Consider the following 18,497-nt stretch of genomic DNA (forward strand, 5'->3'; position numbering starts at 1 on the left):
TCAGAACTTGACTGCACCTGACTCAAGTGCCAATGTTGAGTCTGCACGGCTCAAGTCGGGGTCGACGCCGTGCGATGGTTCCGGAGGACGAGCCTGCCGTCAGTCATGGGGGGTTGCCGGCAGGCTCCTCCGCCGGAATCAGGCAGACCCCACGGGCGCGAGCCCGCGTAGACACAGACCACGAACCAAGGAGCAGCCACCATGGCACGAGCAGTCGGCATCGACCTCGGCACCACCAACTCCGTCGTCGCATTCCTCGACGCCGGTCAGCCCACCGTCATCGCCAACGCGGAGGGCTTCCGCACGACCCCCTCGGTCGTCGCCTTCGCGAAGGACGGCGAGACCCTCGTCGGCGAGCCCGCCAAGCGCCAGGCCGTCACGAACGTCGACCGCACCATCGCCTCGGTCAAGCGCCACATCGGCACCGACTGGACGACGGCGATCGACGACAAGCGCTACACGCCGCAGGAGATCTCGGCGCGCATCCTCGGCAAGCTGAAGCGCGACGCCGAGACGTACCTCGGCGAGCCCGTCACCGACGCCGTCATCACGGTGCCGGCGTACTTCAACGACGCCGAGCGCCAGGCCACGAAGGAGGCCGGCGAGGTCGCGGGCCTCAAGGTGCTGCGCATCATCAACGAGCCCACCGCCGCGGCGCTCGCGTACGGCCTCGACAAGGGCAAGGAGGACGAGCTCATCCTCGTCTTCGACCTCGGTGGCGGCACGTTCGACGTCTCGCTGCTCGAGGTGGGCAAGGACGACGACTTCTCGACGATCCAGGTGCGCTCGACCGCAGGCGACAACCGCCTCGGCGGCGACGACTGGGACGAGCGCGTCGTCGAGTGGCTCACGAAGAAGTTCAAGGACTCGACCGGCGTCGACGTCTCGAAGGACAAGATCGCACGCCAGCGCCTCAAGGAGGCCGCGGAGCAGGCGAAGAAGGAGCTCTCGTCGTCGACGTCGACGAGCATCCAGCTGCCCTACCTCTCGCTCACCGAGAACGGCCCCGCCAACCTCGACGAGACCCTCACCCGCGCGCAGTTCGAGCAGCTCACCTCCGACCTGCTCGAGCGCACCCGCAAGCCCTTCGAGGACGTCATCCGCGAGGCCGGCGTCTCGGTCGACGAGATCGCGCACGTCGTGCTCGTCGGCGGCTCGACCCGCATGCCCGCCGTCTCGGAGCTCGTCAAGAAGCTCACGGGCGGCAAGGAGCCCAACAAGGGCGTGAACCCGGACGAGGTCGTCGCCGTGGGCGCCGCCCTGCAGGCCGGCGTGCTGCGCGGCGAGCGCAAGGACGTGCTGCTCATCGACGTCACGCCCCTGTCGCTCGGCATCGAGACCAAGGGCGGCATGATGACGAAGCTCATCGAGCGCAACACCGCCATCCCGACGAAGCGCTCGGAGACCTTCACGACGGCCGAGGACAACCAGCCGTCGGTCGCCATCCAGGTGTTCCAGGGCGAGCGCGACTTCACCCGCGACAACAAGGCGCTCGGCACGTTCGAGCTCACGGGCATCGCGCCCGCGCCCCGCGGCATCCCGCAGGTCGAGGTCACGTTCGACATCGACGCGAACGGCATCGTGCACGTGTCCGCCAAGGACAAGGGCACGGGCAAGGAGCAGTCGATGACGATCACGGGCGGCTCGAGCCTCTCGAAGGACGACATCGAGCGCATGGTCAAGGACGCCGAGGAGAACGCCGCGGCCGACAAGGCCCGCCGCGAGGCCGCCGAGACGCGCAACAACGCCGAGCAGCTCGTCTACTCGGTCGAGAAGCTGCTGGCCGACAACGCCGAGCAGCTGCCCGACGACGTGAAGACCTCGGTGCAGGCCGACGTCGACGCCCTCAAGACGGCGCTCGCGGGCGACGACGACGAGGCGCTGAAGACGGCGTTCGACACGCTGAACGCGTCGCAGCAGAAGCTCGGCGAGGCGCTCTACCAGCAGCAGTCGCAGGCTGCGCCCGAGGGCGAGCCCGGCGAGCAGCCGCAGGGCGAGCAGCCGTCGTCGAACGACGACGACGTGGTCGACGCCGAGATCGTCGACGACGAGGACGACAAGAACGACCGGAAGTGATCGCATGAGCGACGACATCCGACCCGAGGACGAGGGCCCCGTCTTCCGCGACAAGCGGAGGATCGACCCCGAGACCGGCGAGGCGCGGCAGAGCCCTGCGGATGCGCAGGCAGCCGCGGAGCAGGCGGCGGCCGAGACGACGGAGCAGGCGGCGGATGCGGGTGCCGAGGCACCCGCGCCCGCCCCCGCATCCGACGACCTGAGCGCCGAGGACCGTGCGCTGCTCGAGGGCGAGGCCGAGCGCCTCGCCGCCGAGCAGGCGAGCTTCGACGCCCAGATCGCCGTGGCGAAGGACGAGGTGCGCAGGCTGCAGGCCGAGTACGTCAACTACCGCAACCGCGTCGAGCGCGAGCGGGCCGCCGACAAGGTGGCGACGACGGCATCCGTGCTGTCGGCGCTGCTGCCGGCCCTCGACGACCTCGACCGGGCCGAGCAGCACGGCGACCTCGAGGGCTCGCCGCTCGCGATCGTCGCGCAGAAGCTGCGCGGCTCCATCGCGGGGCTCGGGCTCGAGGCCGTGGGCGTCGTGGGCGAGCCGTTCGACACGGCCGTGCACGAGGCGATCGCGCAGCTGCCGAACCCGGAGGTGACCGAGATGGTCGTCGCCGACGTCGTGCAGCGCGGCTACCGCATCGGCGAGCGCCTCGTGCGCCCCGCGAAGGTGGCCGTGTTCGTGCCCGCTGGCGAGTAGTCGCATGGCGAGCAACGACTGGTTCGACAAGGACTTCTACAAGGTCCTCGGCGTCGCGAAGGACGTCGAGGCCGCCGACCTGAAGAAGCAGTACCGCAAGCTCGCGCGGCAGTTCCACCCCGACTCGAACCCCGGCGACGCGAAGGCGGAGGCGCGGTTCAAGGAGATCTCCGAGGCGTTCACGGTGCTGTCTGATCCGAAGCAGCGCGAGGAGTACGACTCCGTGCGCGCCATGGCGGGTGGGCGTCCGCGCTTCGCTCCCGGTGCGCAAGGCGGCTTCGAGGACGTCTTCGGCGGCATGTTCAACCAGGGTGGCGGCCCGCGGGTGCAGTACTCGCAGGGCGACTTCGAGGACATCCTCGGCGGCATGTTCGGCGGCGGCGGTGGCGGCTTCGGCGGCCAGCGTGCACCGCAGCGGGGCCGCGACGTCACCGCGAACGCGCAGCTCGACTTCCTCTCGGCCGTGCAGGGCGACACGCTCAAGCTCACGGTCGGCGGTCGCTCCATGACCGTCAAGATCCCCGCGGGCGTGCACGACGGCCAGAAGATCCGCATCGGCGGCAAGGGCCAGGCATCCATCACGAACGGGGCGCCCGGCGACCTCATCGTCACGGTGCAGGTGCGGCCGCATCCGGTGTTCCGCATGGACGGGCGCGACATCCGCCTCGACGTGCCGGTGACGTTCACGGAGGCCGCGCTCGGCGCGACCATCGAGGTGCCGACCGTCGGCGGCGGCACCGTGCGCCTCAAGGTCGCGGCCGGCACCCCCTCGGGCCGCGTGCTGCGCGTCAAGGGCAAGGGCGTCGCGGCCAAGCAGGGCACCGGCGATCTGCTGGCGACCGTGCAGGTCGCGGTACCGTCGCACCTGAACGCCGCGCAGCGCGAGGCGCTGGAGGCGTTCGCGGCGGCCTCGGGCGACGAGTCGCCCAGGGACGACCTGCTGTCGAAGGCGAGGTGAGCGTGGGGCGCATGCCGGAGGAGCTCGACGAGACGAGCCCGATCTTCTCGATCGCGGCCGCGGCCGAGCTCGCGGGCATGCACCCCCAGACGCTGCGCCAGTACGACCGCATCGGGCTCGTGCAGCCGCAGCGCACCGCAGGCAACACGCGTCGATACTCGATGCGCGACATCGGGCAGCTGCGCCAGGTGCAGCTGCTGTCGCAGGAGGGCGTGTCGCTCGAGGGCATCCGCCGCATCCTCGACCTGTCGAACGAGGTGCGCGGTCTCAAGGAGCGTGTGCGCGAGCTCGAGGCGACGCTCGCCGACCAGGTGATCGACCGGCGGGGACGCGTGTTCGCGGCAGGGGTCGAGGGCGTCACCTCGATCCGCTCGGGCGCGCGGCCCGCGAAGCGCAACCAGGTCGTCGTGTGGCGGCCGCTGCATCGCGGCTGACGTCGTCGCTCGCTCCCTGAGCTGCGCCCTTCGAGGATCGCTGCGCTCGCACGTCAGGATCCGCGTTGCGAGCCTCGAAGGGTGCACGAGCTGCGCAGGCTGCACGCACCTCGTGGGCTCGCGTCGAGGCTCATTCCGTTCGCACCTCAACGCCCGGTCGTCGCCGGTGCATGATGGTGCCGTGATCGACCCCGCCGCGACCCCGCCGACCGAGCCGACCCGTCCGACGACGCCGCTGCCGGATGCGCCGACCGCGGTGACGCCGCCGGCGACGCCCGCGCCGGCGAAGGCCGAGCCCGCGAAGCCCCCGGCAGCCGCCGCTGCGACGCCCGCGAAGCCCCTCACCCCCGAGCGCAGGGCGCGCCGAGGCGCCATCGTGGCCGGCGCCATCGCCCTGCCGCTCGTCACGGCCGGGTTCGCGCTGCTCGCCGTGCCGCTCGCGATCTGGCAGCTCGCGACGATCGTGAAGACCGTCGTCGTCGTCATCGCGAACGCCGTGGCCGGCACGGGTGCCGCGGCCGACGCGAACGCGACGCTCGCATCCATCGATCCTGACGCGATGTCGGGCATCACCATCGCCTTCGCGATCGTCGGCGTCGTGCTGCTCGTGGGCGGCGCCGTCGTGAGCGTGCTCGTGCTGCGGGCCCACGGCGTGCCGCGCCCCGGCATGGTCACGACCGTGGCCGTGCCGATGGGCAGCCTCGTGGCGACGATCGTCACCGGCACGGTCGGCGCGCTCGGCGGCCTGCTGTTCGGCACGAGCGACACGCTGAGCCAGGTGCTCGGCAACGCCGCGGTCGCGATCGCCCTCACGGCCATCGGCTCGGGTGTCGCGACGATCGTCGCCGGTGCGCTCGTGTGGCTGTGGATGGCAGGCATCTTCCACGAGCGCGCGGAGCCCGCGAGGCGCTGAGCGCCGCGGGACGTGCGGGCCGCGCCGAGCCGCGGTGCACGATCGTCCCAGCGACGAGCGGTACCGTCGCGGACGTGAGCGAGCTCGAGGCCCCGCCGCCGCCAGGCAGCGACACCCCCGTGCCCTCCGACGTCGTCGCGAAGCCGAGACGCCGCCGCGCCGTCGAGTCCGCGCCCGACGGTCTCGTGCCCCAGACCGCGATGGCGCAGCGTGCCGAGCGTCGCGAGCGAGAGCGCCGTGCACGCGCCCTGCCCCCGCCGCTCGCGAACCCGATGGCGAACGCCGTGCCGCCCTCCGTCGCGGCGCGGATGGCGTGGGAGGCGCAGCAGCGCGACGTGCAGCGCATGCCTCCGGCGCCGCAGGCGGCCTGGCCGCAGACGCCTGCGCATCCCGCTCCGCAGCAGCAGCCCGCGCCGGCCCCGGTCGCCCTCGCGCACCCCGCACCCGTCGGCTGGTCGCCGTACGGCCAGCCGGGTCCGTACGGCCAGCCGGGTCCGTACGGCCAGCCTGGTCCGTACGGCCAGTCGGGTCCGTACGGGCAGCCTGGTCCGCACGGGCAGCCTGGTCCGTACGGCCAGCCGGGTCCGTACGCCGTCGCCTCGCCCTTCGGGGCGCCTGCTCCATACGGGCCGTCGCCCATGCCGTTCCCTCCCGTGCTGCAGGCGCCGCCGAAGCGGAGGCTCACGCGCAGGCAGACGCGTGCGGCGCTGCTCGGCTCGCTCGTGGGTCAGCTGCTGCTCGCGCTCGCGACGCACCTGCTCGTCACCGCCGCCATCGTGCTGCTGCTCTGGGGCACCTTCTCCGAGGGCGGCACGAGCGGCCTCGACGCGCTCGAGGCCGACAGCCTCACCGACCTCGTCGCGTTCTGGGCCGACCCGGCGCGCATCCCGATCACGATCGTCATCGTGCTGCTCGTCACGGGAGCGATCGGGGCGGCCGGATGCGTCGCCAGCTTCCTCTGGCAGCGTTCGGCCGGGCTCGTGGGCATCAAGCGATCGATCGCGCTCGCCTACGCGACGACGACCGCGATCGGCGGCTTCGTCGGCTCGGCCGGCTGGCCGACCGCGCTCGTCGGCGGACTCTTCTTCGCGCTCGCCTCGTCGTCGTCGACGTTCACGATCGGCTCGATGTGGGGCTACCTCTTCCTCTGCCTCGGGGTGGCGATCGTGCTCACGGGCGCCGTCGGCATGCTGTTCGGCTGGATCTACCTGCTCGCGTTCCGCCCGCGTCCGACGTGGGCGCAGGTCGAGGCGGAGGCGCGGCAGGCGGAGGTCGACGCCGAACGTCGCGCGGCCGAGGCCGACGCGGCCGAGCTCGCGCGGGTCGACTGACGTGGCGGGTCGCGCGCAGCGCATGCCGAGGCCAGCGCTGCCGCCGCACGTGCGTCGCGCGGCACGCGACGCGGGCGGCTGGGGGCTGTCGCTCGTGTCGGTGGGCGTCAACGTCGTCGTCCTGCTGTCGGCCGTCGCGACGGGCGTCGCGTTCGCCCGCTGGGCGCTCCGCTCGCTCGTCGCGGGCTCCGACGGGGTCGAGGAGGCCGTCGACGAGTGGCTGGCGAGCATCGACCCGACGCCGTGGATCGTGACGGTCGCCATCGCCCTGCTCCTCTCGGCGGGACTCGTGGCGCTCGGGGCGGCGACGAGCGTCCGCGTGCTGCGACGGGCCGGCGTGCCGCGCGCCCGCGAGATCACGTGGTGGTGCTGCGGCGTCGGCACGCTCGTGCAGGCGGCGATCACGATCGTCGGCAGCGGCGTGACGACGCTCGTCGGGCTGCTCACCGGTGGCCTCGGCCTCGGCATCGTCGTGGCGATCTCGCTCGTGCTGTCGACGGCGGTGTCGGCGATCGCCGGCTACGTCGCCGGCCCGAGGCTGTGGGCATGGCGCGTGCGGCGCGACGGCGAGCGCGCGATGATCGGGGCGCGTTCGCTGGCCGAGAGGGTCGACGTCGGCGGAGAGCGACCCTCGCCCGGTGCCGACGTCGGGGACGCCCGATGACGCAGCGCCGTGAGGACGGCCGCGTGCGCCGGATCCCGCCGTTCGCCCAGTAGGCGACGTCCGCAGGGCGTGGGCGTGACTGGCCCGACCCGAGCGCTGCCCGCGCCGCGTGCATCGCCCACCCCGGCGACGCCGAGCCGTGCCGCCCCTACCTGTTGACACGGCGACGTCGGTGTGCCAACCTGCAGTCCTGCGCAGGAATGCAAGCCTGCGCAGGACTGCAGGACTCACGACGATGTGGAGGCCCGACATGGGGATCGCCGACTCGGCCCGACGGATGAGCGGCAGCCTGTCCGAGACGGGCCGCCGCGCGCTCGACCATCTGCTCACCGACCCGCAGACCATGTCGCAGCTGTCCGCAGCGCAGGTCGCGGCGCAGCTCGGCGTGCACGAGACGACCCTCATCCGCCTCGCGACGCAGCTCGGGTTCCCCGGCTATCGCCAGTTCCGCGCGAGCCTCGCCGACGAGGGGCTCGAGCCCGTCACGAGCGCCGGACGCATGATGAGCCGCCCCGACGACGCCTACACGCTCGACGCCCTCGTCGACGACGAGGTCGCTGCGATGCAGCGGCTCGCTCGCTCGGTCGCGCAGCACGAGGTCGACGAGCTCGCGCAGCGCATCCTCGACGCACGCGCCGTCTACCTCTTCGGTCCGCCGTACGCCAGCAGCTCGATCGAGCTGCTCGCGCGTCGCGTGCGTCGCGTCGGCATCCTGCCGATCGTGCTCCCCACGAGCGGCAGGCTCATCGCCGAGCACCTCACCTCGCTCACCGAGGACGACCTGCTCCTGTCGTTCGTGTTCCGACGCCCCGATCCGCGGCTGTCGCGGATCGCCGCCTACGCCCAGAGCGTCGGCGCGGCGACGGCCGTCATCGCCGACGAGGAGGGGCTCGGGCTCGACCCTCGCCCCGACCAGCTGCTCGTGGCACCGCGCGGTCCGCGCTCCAACCAGCGCTCGCTCATCGTGCCCGCGGTGCTCATCTACGCACTGCAGTTCTCGCTCTTCCACCTGGCGCGCGAGCGCACGGGCGAGGCGCTCCTGCTGCTCGACGACCTCGCACGATCGGTGGGTGACGATGAGCCTTCGCACTGGGGCTGACGACGTCGTCGGCCAGCCTGGCGACGCGGCGCCCGATGGCGCCGCGACGTCGACGGAGTCGCTCGTCAGCTGGACGCCGCGGGCCTTCCGCATCGCGAACGTCTGCGGCGCCGCAGCCGCCGCCGCGCTCGCCGCTGCGATCCTCATCGCCTCGCAGGACTTCGCCTTCCGCGTCCGCGACCTCCCCGGTCCCGCGTTCTTCCCCGTCGTCATCGGCGTCGGGCTCCTCGGGCTCTCGCTCGCGTGGCTCGTGCTGTCGATCGCCGGTCGCATCCCGCTCGACGACGAGGTCGAGGCACCGCCGGACCGATCGGCGGCGATCCGGGCGATCGCATCGCTCGGCGTCGTGGCCGCGAGCGCATTCGCGCTGCAGCCCCTCGGCTACCCCCTCACGACCGCGATCGCCGTCACGGTGCTCGCGCTGCTCGCTCGCGCACGACTGCGAGCGGCGATCCCCGCCGGCGTCGGCTTCGCCGTGCTCAGCTTCCTGCTCGTCACCACCGCACTTGGCGTGCAGCTGCCCACCGGCGTGCTGCGTCCGCTCCTCGTCGGCCTGCTCTGACCAGGCCCGACCCAGACGAAAGGCGATGTCGACGTGGACATCTTCGCTCAGCTCCTGGCCGGCTTCCAGGAGGTGCTCTCACCCGTCAACCTGCTGTTCGCGCTCGCAGGATGCGTGCTCGGCATGGTCGTCGGCATCCTGCCGGGATTCGGCCCGCCCGCCGCGATGGCGCTGCTGCTGCCCGTGACGTACGTCGTCGGTCCCATCCCCGGCATCATCATGATCGCCGCGATCCTCTACGGCTCCATGTACGGCGGCACGATCACCGCCGTGCTCCTCAACGTCCCCGGCGAGCCGTCGTCCGTCGCCACGACGCTCGAGGGCTACACGCTCGCGAAGCAGGGGCGCGGCGGTCCTGCGCTCGTCATCGCCGCGGCCGGCTCGTTCGTCGGCGCGACCGTCGGCATCGTCGGCATGGTGCTCGCCGCGCCGCTCGCGATCGCCGTCGTCGGACTCGGCGCCCGCGACTACTTCGCCATCGGCGTCCTCGGGCTCTCGCTCGTCGTCGGCCTCTCGGGCCGCAACGTCGTGAAGGGGCTCGTCTGCGCGCTCATCGGCCTCGCCATCGGCCTCGTCGGACTCGATCCCGTGCTCGGCACGCCGCGCTTCACGGGCGGGATGCCCGAGCTGTTCGACGGCATCGACCTCGTCGCCGTCGTCATGGGGCTCTTCGGGCTCAGCGAGATGCTCATCGGGCTCGAGCACCGCGCGACGTCGGGCAGGCTCACGAAGCTCGGGCGCATCGCGCCGACGAAGGAGGACTGGAGGCGCTCCGTCGGTCCCATGGCGCGTGGCAGCGTCATCGGGTTCTTCACGGGCCTGCTTCCCGGCTCGCCCGGCACCGCCGCGACCTTCTTCTCCTACGCGCTCGAGCGCCGCGTCTCCAAGGGACGCGCGCAGTTCGGCCGCGGTGCCATCGAGGGCGTCGCAGGTCCCGAGACCGCGAACAACTCCCTCGGCATCGCGACCATGATCCCGATGTTCACCCTCGGCATCCCGTCGTCGGTGACGATGGCGATCATGATGGGCGCGTTCATCGTGCACGGGCTCACGCCGGGACCGCTCCTGTTCCGCGATCACCCCGACGTCGCGTGGGCGATCATCGCGAGCCTCTTCGTGGGCAACGTGATCCTGCTCGTGCTCAACGTGCCGCTCATCCGCGTCTGGCTCTACATCCTGAAGATCCCGTACTCGATCCTGTTCGCCCTCGTCGTCGGGCTCATGATCCTCGGCGCGTTCCTCGTCACGGGCGCGGCGTTCAACATCCTCGTGTTGCTCGTCTCGGGCATCTTCGGGTACGTGCTGCGCAAGCTCGACGTGCCGCTCGCCCCCATCGCGCTCACGATGGTGCTCGGCTCGATCCTCGAGGAGAACCTCGTGCGCGCGCTGCTCCTGTCCGACGGCGACGTCGGCACCCTCGTCGGCAGCCCGTTCTCGGCGACGCTGCTGACGGGCGCGGTGCTCGTGCTGTGCAGCGCGCCGTTGCTCGCGCTGCTGCGCACGCGTCTCGAGCGTCGACGAGCCCGTCTCATGGCAGCGCCGACGCGCGCCGGAGAGACGACCTCCCTGCCCACCACCAAGTCCTCGTAGCCACCACCCGTTCGGTCCCGAACGCATTCGAAGGAGAATGACATGCGCCGACGCATCGCAGCCGCAACCCTCGCGGCACTCGCCATCCCGCTCGCCCTCTCGGGCTGCTCATCCCTGTCCGCAGGCGGTGGCGACGCCGGAGCCACCGGGGACTTCCCCGGTGGCGAGCCCATCACGATCGTCATGCCGTTCAGCGCCGGCGGCTCGACCGACCTCATGATCCGCGCGCTCGTGCCGTTCCTCGAGGACGAGCTCGACACCTCGATCATCGTCGAGAACACCGTCGGCGCCGGCGGGCAGGTCGCGCTCACCGCGATCGCCGGGGCGCAGCCGGACGGCTTCACGATCGGCGTCACGAACCTGCCGTCGACGCTCGCATACGTCAACGAGGAGCGTCAGGCGACCTACGACCAGGACAGCTTCGAGCCGCTCGCGACGATCAACCGCTTCCGCGGCATCATCGCGACGTCGTCGACCGGCGAATGGGCGACGCTCGAGGAGATGGTCGCGTACGCGCAGGACAACCCCGGCGCGGTCACGGTCGGCGTCGACGGCCTCGGCGGCGACGATCACATCTTCGTGACGGCGTTCGAGCAGGCGGCCGACGTCGAGTTCACCGTCGTGCCGTTCGACGACGGGTCCGAGAAGATGACGGCCCTCATCGGCAACCAGATCGACCTCTCGTTCGGCTCGGTCCCGACCTTCCGGCCCCAGATCGACTCGGGCAACGTCGTGGCCCTCGCCGCGCTCGACGCGGAGACGGTCGCCGGGCTCGAGGACGTGCCCACGACGTCGAGCTTCGGCTACGACGTGCAATGGGAGTCGTACAACGTGCTCTCGGTGCCCGCGGGCACCGACGAGGCCGTGCGCAGCGAGCTCGAGGATGCCATCGGCGCGGCCGCCGCAGCAGCGGAGGCCGACTCGGCCTTCATGGAGCAGATGACCAACGGCGGCTACGAGTTCGGATTCCAGGACTCCGAGTGGACCAACGACCGCTGGACCGACCTCGACGCCCAGTGGCGCGAGCTCGTCCCCGTCGCCCTCCAGGGCGACTAGCCCACCGATCCGAACAGGAGCGCGCATGACCACCACCGCACCCTCATCCACCGACCCCCGACTCGGACGGCTGCTCGAGCTCGGCACGAGCACCGTGTACGAAGGCACGGGCGAGGACTGGTGGGTCGATCCCGCCATCCGGCCGGCCTGGCGCGGAGCACGACTCGTGGGCTCGGCGTTCCCCGTGCTCGCGAGCGTCGGCGACAACCTCGCGCTGCAACGAGCAGTCCGCGAGGCTCCCGCGGGATCCGTGCTCGTCGTCGAGGCCGCAGGCGGTGCCTTCGGCTACTGGGGCGGCATCCTCACCGAGATCGCGCTGCTGCGCGGCATCGCGGGGCTCGTGATCCACGGCACCGTGCGCGACATCGACGAGATCGAGGAGCTCGGGTTCCCGATCTTCTCGAGCGGCATCGCGATGCGCCATGCGCAGAAGCTCGACGGGGGCACGATCGGCGAGCCCATCGAGCTCGCCGGTCGGGCGGTCGAGGTCGGCGACGTCGTCGTCGCCGACGCCGACGGCGTCGTCATCGTGCCCGGCGCGCGCCTCGACGAGGCGCTCGACAACGCGCAGACGCGCTTCGACGGCGAGCGGGAGCGCATCGCGGGGATCCGAGCGGGCACCGTGCCCGCGATGAAGATCGAGACGCCCGCGCATGGCTGACGGGGCGCACGCGTCGACGGGATGGCTCGTCGGCGCGTACGCCGCCGCCCCCAGTCGCATCGGTTGGGACCCGGATGCGGAGCGTCGATTCCTCGATGCGCTCGGAGCGCTGCCGGGCGTCGTGGGGCTCGAGCTGCCCTGGGCGCACGGTGCGTTCCACCTGCGCGACGAAGGCTGGATGCTGGAGCGCATCCCATCGGACGCGCAGATCGTCGTGACGACCGCGCCCGACACCTCGAACCGGCACCGGGCCTCCTCGACGTTCGGACTCGCATCGACCGACGAGGACGGCAGGCGCGACGCGATCGAGGCGACGCGTGCGCTGCACGCTGCGCTGCCGCGACTGCGCGCCTCGGTACCCGTCGTCTCGGCCGTGGAGCTGCACGGTGCACCCCGGGCGACACCCGGCGCGTCGTCGGCGAGCGCGCTGCGCGAGAGCCTCGCGGAGATCGCCGGCTGGGACTGGGGCGGAGCGCGGCTCGTCGTCGAGCACTGCGACGCCTGGGTGCCGACGCACGCTCCGGCGAAGGGCTACCTCGCGCTCGACGACGAGCTCGCCGTCGTGCACGCCCTGCGCGACGAGGGCGTGCTCGTCGGCATCAGCGTCAACTGGGGCCGGTCGGTGATCGAGCAGCGCGATCCCGACGCTGGGCGCGCGCATGCTGCCCTTGCAGCGGCACGGGGCGTGCTCGACGGGATCGTGCTCTCCGGCGCGGCGCCCGTGGCGACGCCCGTCGGCGGGGCCTGGGCCGACGTGCATGCGCCCTTCGCAGACGACGGCGCCTATGCGGGCTCGCTCCTCACGGTCGAGCGCGCCGCGGCGACGATCGAGGCGGCGGGTCACGTGGCGTTCCGGGCTGTGAAGGTCGGTGCGCCGTCGAGCGCGAGCGTCGACGAGCGGATCGCCGTCGTGGCGCGTGCGATCGCAGCCGCGCAGGGCGTCGACGCGCTCGTGCGGTGACCGGCCGGTGAGACCGCCGGGCGACGAGCCGAGGTGGCGCGTCGCCCTGGCGGCGCACATGCTGCTGCTGCAGGTGGCGTGGGTGGGGGCGCGACTCATGCTCGGCTACCGCGCCCTCGAGCTCGGCGCCGACGCGGCGTTCATCGCGGTGCTCGCGAGCGCGTTCGCCGCCCCCGCGCTCGCCGGCTCGGTCGTCGTCGGTCGGCTGGCTGGCCGACACGGCGGCGGGCTCGTCACGCTGCTCGGGTCGTCGCTCGTCGTGGTCGGCTGCGTCGTGCCGCTGGTCGCTCGCGCGCCATGGCTGCTGCTCGCCGCCGCGGCCATCGTCGGTCTCGGCAGCGTCGGCGTCTTCGTCGGTCAGCAGGCGTTCGTCGCGCATCGCACGCGCGGCCGATCGAGCGATGGCGAGTTCGGCACCCTTGCGACGGCCGGCTCGCTCGGACAGCTCGTCGCGCCACCGCTCGTCACGGGCGTCGCGGCGCTCGCCGCGTCGCCGGCGAGGCCGGACACCACGGCAGGGCTCGTCGTGTGCGCCGTCGCCGCCGCGGCAGCCGTCGTCGTCGCGGTCGCGCTGCGCATCGTCGACCGCGCTGCGCCCTCGCCGTCGGATGCGGGAGAGCCGGCGCAGCGGTCGATCGGCGTGCTGCGCACCCCGGGGCTCTGGCGGGCGCTCGTGGTGAGCGGCGCGATGCTCGTGACGATGGACCTGCTCTACACGTTCGTGCCCGTGTGGGCTGCCGAGCGCGGCATCGACGCGACGACCGTGGGTTGGCTGCTCGCGGTTCGCGCGCTCGTCTCGGTCGCGAGTCGGCTCGGATTGGGTCGGCTCGTGGCGCGCTGGGGCCGCAAGGCTCCGCTCGTCGCGTCGATGGCGCTCGGCGTCGCGGCGCTCGCTGCGCTGCCCGCCTCCGACGTGCTCGCTGCCGTCGCCGTGATGATCGCGCTCGGCGTCTGCCTCGGCGTGCCCCAGCCGCTCACGCTCGCGTGGGTCGTCGAGATCACGGCGCCACGCGACCACGGGGCCGCGCTCGGGCTGCGGATGGCGGGCAACCGTCTCGCGCAGACCGCGATCCCACTCGCGATGGCGGGCATCGCGGCGCCGCTCGGCAGCAGCGGCATCATCTGGACGAACGCCGCCGTGCTCGCCGTCGCGACGGCGCTCGCCGCCGCATCGAGGCCCGGTGGTGCGGATCGCGCACGCGTCGAGCGCCGCTGACGCCGCTCGCGCCACGACGCCACTTCCGCGCATCGCCGCGAGCCGCTACTATCTGAGACTGCAGTCGCATTTAAACCCGATCCGTCGTCACGCTCCGCATCGCGGGCAGCGGGCGGCGGGTCCCAGCAGGAGGAACCAGGACATGGGCACTCGAACCTATGCGCAGGCCGCAGCGGCCGGCATCTGGGCGAGCGGCGCGAAGCACGTCGGGTACATCCCGTCGGTGACCGTCGCCCCCGTCATCCAGGCGCTCGTCGAGACCGATGGTGGTCGCGACGGCGTCTCGGAGCACGTCACGCCGCTGTCGCGCGAGGAGGAGGCGGTCGGCGTGCTCGGCGCGCTGCCGCTCGCGGGCAGCTTCGGTGCCGTCGTCATGCAGGACAACGGCTTCGGCAACAACCTGACGGCGCTCACCACGTTCTCGGTCTCGTACCACCTGCCGTTGCTCATCGTCGCGAACACGCGTGGCAGCCTCGGCGAGTACAACTCCATGATCCACTCGATCAGCCAGCACGTGCCACCGATCCTGCGCACGCTCGGCATCCCCGTCGTCGAGCTCGACCGCCGCTCGTCCGTCGACGACTGGCACGACGTGATCGCCGAGGCCGGCACGCACGCGGTCATGACCTACCGCCCGGTGGTCGTGCTCGCATCCTTCTGGAACACCGACGGAAAGGTCGCCTGACATGCGCCGCATCGAAGCACTCGCGCACCTCGTCGAGCTCACCGAGCACGACCCGCTCGTGGTGACGTGCGCCGCGACGAGTCGCGAGCTCGCGTCGCTGGCGGATCGCGACAACCACCTCTACCTGCTCGACTCGATGGGGCTCGTCGGGTCCGTCGCCACGGGCCTCGCGATCGCCGTCGATGGCAGCGACGTGCGCAAGGTCATCGGCATCGAGGGCGATGGCTCGCTGCTCATGAACCCGAACGTGCTGCCGACGGGCGGCTACCTGGCGCCCGATCGACTGCTCATGGTGCTGCTCGACAACCGCGTCTACGGGTCGACGGCCGGCCTGCCGACCTACGCCGACCGCGTCGACCTCGGTGCGCTCGCGGCGGCGTCCGGTTGGACCGTCGGCACGGCCGACGACGAGGCGAGCCTCCGTGCCGAGTTCGCACGGCTCGCCGAGACGCCGGGGCCCGCCCTGCTGCACGTGCGGATCGAGGCGGGCAACGCCGCCGACATCGCGAAGCTGCTCGTCGATCCGGTGTCCATCACGCTGCGCTTCACGGCCTGGCTGACGGCACGACTGCCGCGACCGGCTGCGTGACCCACGGTGCCGCGACCGGTCGCGTGACCGGTCGCGGCGCATCGTCCGTCGATCTGGCCCCCGCGCGCTGACCTGCGAGGATGGCGGCATGAGCACGGCGGAGGGTGGCGAGGCGCAGGTCGCGACCACGCGCGATGGCCGTCCCCGTCGTCGGGCACCGCGACAGGACGCCATCCGCAACGAGCAGGCGCTCGTCGACGCCGTCGGCGCCCTGCTGCGCGAGGCACCCGACGAGGCGACGATGCCGGCGGTCGCGGCGCGCGCAGGGCTCTCGCTCGCGACCGCCTACCGGTACTTTCCGACGCTTGACCAGCTGCACCGGCGCTTCATGCTCAGCGTCGTCGAGCGGGCCGACGCGACGACCAGCGCGTACCCGGAACGCGGGCAGGCGCTCTTCGAGCGCATCCTCGCGCACTGGATCGACGTCGTCGAGGTCTACGGCCCCGCGATGGTGCTCGTGCGATCGCGAGAGGGCTTCCTCACGAGGTTCGGGCACGGCGAGGGCCAGGCGGTCGCGCTCGACCGCATGTGGGGCAGGGCGATCCGCGACCTGATGGTCGACTCGGGCGTGCCCGAGTCCCGCTACCCGCTCGCGCTGACCCTCTACAACGCGCTGCTGAACTCACGCGAGATCCTCGACGTCCGCGCTGCGACGGGCATGGCGGGCGACGAGCTCGTCTCCCATCTGTCCCGCGTCTATCGCGCCGCGCTCCAGGGCCTCGCGGCATAGGCGGATGCGACGAGCGCGCGCTCGTCAGCGCCGCGCGCCGTCGACGAGCCCTGCCCTGAGCGTGACCTCGTAGTCGGCCTGCGCCTCGACGCGCGGCAGCAGCTCGGGGAGGGCGGCGGCAGCGAGCACGATGAGTCCATCGGCGTCACCCACGATCACGTCGCCCGGGTTGCAGACGACGTTGCCGCACGCCACGGGCATGCCCACCGATCCCGGCCCGTGCTTGTAGGGACCGGCGGGACTCACGCCGCGCGAGTAGACGGGCAGCCCGAGCTCCTCGAACTCCGCGACGTCGCGCAGCGAGCCGTCGATGACGACGCCCGCGATGCCGCGCGCCAGGCAACCGGCGGCGAGGAGCCCCCCGAACACGGCGCGGTTGACGTCGCCTTGGCCGTTGACGACGAGCACGTCGCCCGGCTGCGCCTCGTCGAGGGATCGGTGGATGGCGAGGTTGTCGCCCTCGCGCACGAGCACGGGCAGGATCGAGCCGGCGAGCGGCAGCGACGTGCGTGGGCGGATGCCTGCGCTCAGCATGCCCATGCGCTGCTGCACGTCGCCGATGAGGGCGACGGGGTGCTGCGCGATGGCGCGGATGAGCGCGGCGTCGGCACGCCGCTCGAAGGGGGCGACGGTGATCGAGCTCGCATCGACCGTGAGGAACATGGCAGGCCTCCAGGGGTATCGCCGGGGTGACGGTTAAATGATAGTGTTGTCGCACTTACGGTCGAAGCGCAAGCCTCGACCGCGCTCCCACCACGCGTCGAAGCCGACGAGTCCAGAGGAAGGTGAACGATGACCATCGCCGACACCACGCGCAGCGGCCCGCTCGCGGGCGACGCCCATCGCATCGCGCACGCCGATCGCGTCATCGCATCCCTCGGGCTGCCCTCCTCGGGCGTCGCGGTCGCCGACCCTGCGACGGGAGAGCGCATCGCAGCCGTCCCCGATCTCGACGCCGGCGATGCGCTCGAGGCCGTCGCGACCGCGCACGCCGCCGGACGCTCCTGGGCGCGCACGACGCCCAGGCAGCGTGCCGACGTGCTGCACGCCTGGTACGACCTGCTGATCGACCATCGCGACGACCTCGCCCACCTCATCGTGCGCGAGATGGGCAAGCCGCTCGCCGAGGCGTACGCGGAGGTGCAGTACGGCACGGACTTCGTGCGCTGGTACGCCGAGGAGGCGGTGCGCCCTCGCGGCGACTACCGCGAGGCGCCCAACGGTGGCGCGCAGATCATCACGCGGCGCAGCCCCGTCGGACTCTCGGTGCTCATCACGCCTTGGAACTTCCCGCTCGCGATGGCGACGCGCAAGATCGCGCCGGCGCTCGCCGCCGGCTGCGCGGCCGTCGTGAAGCCCGCTGCGCTGACGCCGCTCACGACCATCCTCGCCGTGCGCCTCGCGATCGAGGCAGGCATGCCGGATGATCTCGTGCAGGTCGTGACGACGTCGGGCGCGTCGGCCTTCAGCGAGGCGGTGCTGCGCGACCCGAGGGTGCGCAAGGTGTCGTTCACGGGCTCGACGCCCGTCGGGCGGACCCTGCTCGAGCTCGCCTCCGCCACGGTGCTGCGCACGTCCATGGAGCTCGGGGGCAACGCCCCGCTCATCGTGTTCGACGACGCCGACCTCGGCCGTGCCGTCGAGGGCGCCTACGCCGCGAAGATGCGCAACGTCGGGCAGTCGTGCATCGGTGCCAACCGCATCTACGTGCAGGATGGCATCGCCGCGGACTTCGTGGATGCGCTCACCGAGCGCCTCGCATCGGCACCCGTCGGCAGCGGGTTCGCCGACGATGCGCTCGTCGGTCCTGTGATCGACGACCGTGCTGCGCAGCAGATGCAGCGCTACGTCGACGACGCCGTCACGCGCGGTGCGACGCTGCGCACGGGAGGGCACGGCTTCGACGGCGCCGGGCACTTCTACGCACCCACGCTGCTCGACCACGTGCCCGTCGACTGCCTCGCGGCGACGAGCGAGATCTTCGGCCCCATCGCGGCGATCCAGCGCTTCTCGACGCAGGCGGAGGTGCTCGAGCGGGCGAACGATACCGACCTCGGCCTCGCCGGCTACGTCTTCACCGAGAGCCTCGATCGTGCGTTCGACGTCGCCGACCTGCTCGAGACCGGCATCGTCGGCATCAACCAGGGCGTGCCCTCGAACGCCGCGGCACCCTTCGGTGGCGTCAAGCAGTCGGGGCTCGGTCGTGAGGGCAGCGCCGAGGGGCTCGAGGAGTACGAGACCATCCGCTTCTACAACCTCGCACGGCGCTCGACGACCTGAC

The 18,497-nt window shown here is 72.2% G+C and carries 19 protein-coding genes; 18 read left to right on the forward strand and 1 reads right to left on the reverse strand.

Annotated features, from left to right (window positions below):
* The first annotated feature begins 201 nt into the window (after positions 1–201).
* The 17 genes from dnaK to FS793_RS12990 all read left to right on the forward strand — a co-directional run bounded on the left by dnaK (position 202) and on the right by FS793_RS12990 (position 16,216).
* On the forward strand, positions 202–2,076 hold the full coding sequence (gene dnaK, locus FS793_RS12910) for a molecular chaperone DnaK (RefSeq protein WP_144720950.1): 1,875 nt from the start codon (positions 202–204) through the stop codon (positions 2,074–2,076).
* 4 nt (positions 2,077–2,080) lie between these two features.
* The gene (locus tag FS793_RS12915) at positions 2,081–2,767 is read left to right on the forward strand and encodes a nucleotide exchange factor GrpE (RefSeq protein ID WP_144720952.1); all 687 of its coding nucleotides are present in this window, start codon (positions 2,081–2,083) and stop codon (positions 2,765–2,767) included.
* A gap of 4 nt (positions 2,768–2,771) precedes the next feature.
* A complete protein-coding gene (locus tag FS793_RS12920) occupies positions 2,772–3,725 on the forward strand; it encodes a DnaJ C-terminal domain-containing protein (protein WP_144720954.1) in 954 nt (317 codons plus the stop codon).
* 11 nt (positions 3,726–3,736) lie between these two features.
* Positions 3,737–4,159, forward strand: coding sequence for a heat shock protein transcriptional repressor HspR (locus FS793_RS12925; protein WP_144720956.1), 423 nt, complete (start codon positions 3,737–3,739; stop codon positions 4,157–4,159).
* A gap of 181 nt (positions 4,160–4,340) precedes the next feature.
* On the forward strand, positions 4,341–5,072 hold the full coding sequence (locus FS793_RS12930) for a hypothetical protein (RefSeq protein ID WP_144720959.1): 732 nt from the start codon (positions 4,341–4,343) through the stop codon (positions 5,070–5,072).
* Between the two features lie 74 nt (positions 5,073–5,146).
* On the forward strand, positions 5,147–6,403 hold the full coding sequence (locus FS793_RS16405; RefSeq protein WP_222123758.1) for a hypothetical protein: 1,257 nt from the start codon (positions 5,147–5,149) through the stop codon (positions 6,401–6,403).
* Positions 6,404–6,425: 22 nt separating this feature from the next.
* Positions 6,426–7,067, forward strand: a complete 642-nt coding sequence (locus tag FS793_RS12940; protein WP_144720962.1) for a hypothetical protein — start codon at positions 6,426–6,428, stop codon at positions 7,065–7,067.
* A 250-nt stretch (positions 7,068–7,317) separates the two neighbouring features.
* On the forward strand, positions 7,318–8,166 hold the full coding sequence (locus tag FS793_RS12945; RefSeq protein WP_186329513.1) for a MurR/RpiR family transcriptional regulator: 849 nt from the start codon (positions 7,318–7,320) through the stop codon (positions 8,164–8,166).
* Complete coding sequence (locus FS793_RS12950; protein WP_144720966.1) at positions 8,144–8,728, forward strand: tripartite tricarboxylate transporter TctB family protein; 585 nt, start codon at positions 8,144–8,146, stop codon at positions 8,726–8,728. The genes FS793_RS12945 and FS793_RS12950 overlap by 23 nt, the downstream gene beginning before the upstream one ends.
* 33 nt (positions 8,729–8,761) lie before the next feature.
* Positions 8,762–10,318, forward strand: coding sequence for a tripartite tricarboxylate transporter permease (locus FS793_RS12955; RefSeq protein ID WP_222123759.1), 1,557 nt, complete (start codon positions 8,762–8,764; stop codon positions 10,316–10,318).
* 42 nt (positions 10,319–10,360) lie between these two features.
* Positions 10,361–11,374, forward strand: a complete 1,014-nt coding sequence (locus FS793_RS12960) for a tripartite tricarboxylate transporter substrate binding protein (RefSeq protein WP_144720968.1) — start codon at positions 10,361–10,363, stop codon at positions 11,372–11,374.
* A gap of 25 nt (positions 11,375–11,399) precedes the next feature.
* A complete protein-coding gene (locus FS793_RS12965) occupies positions 11,400–12,035 on the forward strand; it encodes an RraA family protein (RefSeq protein ID WP_144720970.1) in 636 nt (211 codons plus the stop codon).
* A complete protein-coding gene (locus FS793_RS12970) occupies positions 12,028–12,996 on the forward strand; it encodes a DUF4862 family protein (protein WP_144720972.1) in 969 nt (322 codons plus the stop codon). Before FS793_RS12965 ends, FS793_RS12970 begins: the two co-directional genes overlap by 8 nt.
* A gap of 58 nt (positions 12,997–13,054) precedes the next feature.
* Positions 13,055–14,212 carry an MFS transporter gene (locus FS793_RS12975; protein WP_144720974.1) on the forward strand — a complete coding sequence of 386 codons (1,158 nt, stop codon included), beginning with the start codon at positions 13,055–13,057 and terminating at the stop codon, positions 14,210–14,212.
* Between the two features lie 142 nt (positions 14,213–14,354).
* Complete coding sequence (locus FS793_RS12980) at positions 14,355–14,897, forward strand: thiamine pyrophosphate-binding protein (RefSeq protein WP_144720976.1); 543 nt, start codon at positions 14,355–14,357, stop codon at positions 14,895–14,897.
* 1 nt (position 14,898) lies between these two features.
* The gene (locus tag FS793_RS12985; RefSeq protein WP_144720978.1) at positions 14,899–15,486 is read left to right on the forward strand and encodes a thiamine pyrophosphate-dependent enzyme; all 588 of its coding nucleotides are present in this window, start codon (positions 14,899–14,901) and stop codon (positions 15,484–15,486) included.
* A gap of 88 nt (positions 15,487–15,574) precedes the next feature.
* Positions 15,575–16,216: a TetR/AcrR family transcriptional regulator gene (locus FS793_RS12990; protein WP_144720980.1), complete on the forward strand. Its 642-nt coding sequence runs from the start codon at positions 15,575–15,577 to the stop codon at positions 16,214–16,216.
* 24 nt (positions 16,217–16,240) lie between these two features.
* On the opposite strand, the gene FS793_RS12995 is transcribed toward FS793_RS12990, so the two are convergent.
* A complete protein-coding gene (locus FS793_RS12995; protein WP_144720982.1) occupies positions 16,241–16,879 on the reverse strand; it encodes an RraA family protein in 639 nt (212 codons plus the stop codon).
* 129 nt (positions 16,880–17,008) lie between these two features.
* Between FS793_RS12995 and FS793_RS13000 the strand changes: the two genes are divergently transcribed.
* Positions 17,009–18,496 (forward strand): NAD-dependent succinate-semialdehyde dehydrogenase, encoded by a 1,488-nt coding sequence (locus tag FS793_RS13000; protein WP_144720984.1) that lies wholly within the window; start codon positions 17,009–17,011, stop codon positions 18,494–18,496.
* Position 18,497: the final 1 nt, after the last annotated feature.

It is taken from the genome of Agrococcus jejuensis (assembly GCF_007679035.1).
GTDB lineage: Bacteria > Actinomycetota > Actinomycetes > Actinomycetales > Microbacteriaceae > Agrococcus > Agrococcus jejuensis_A.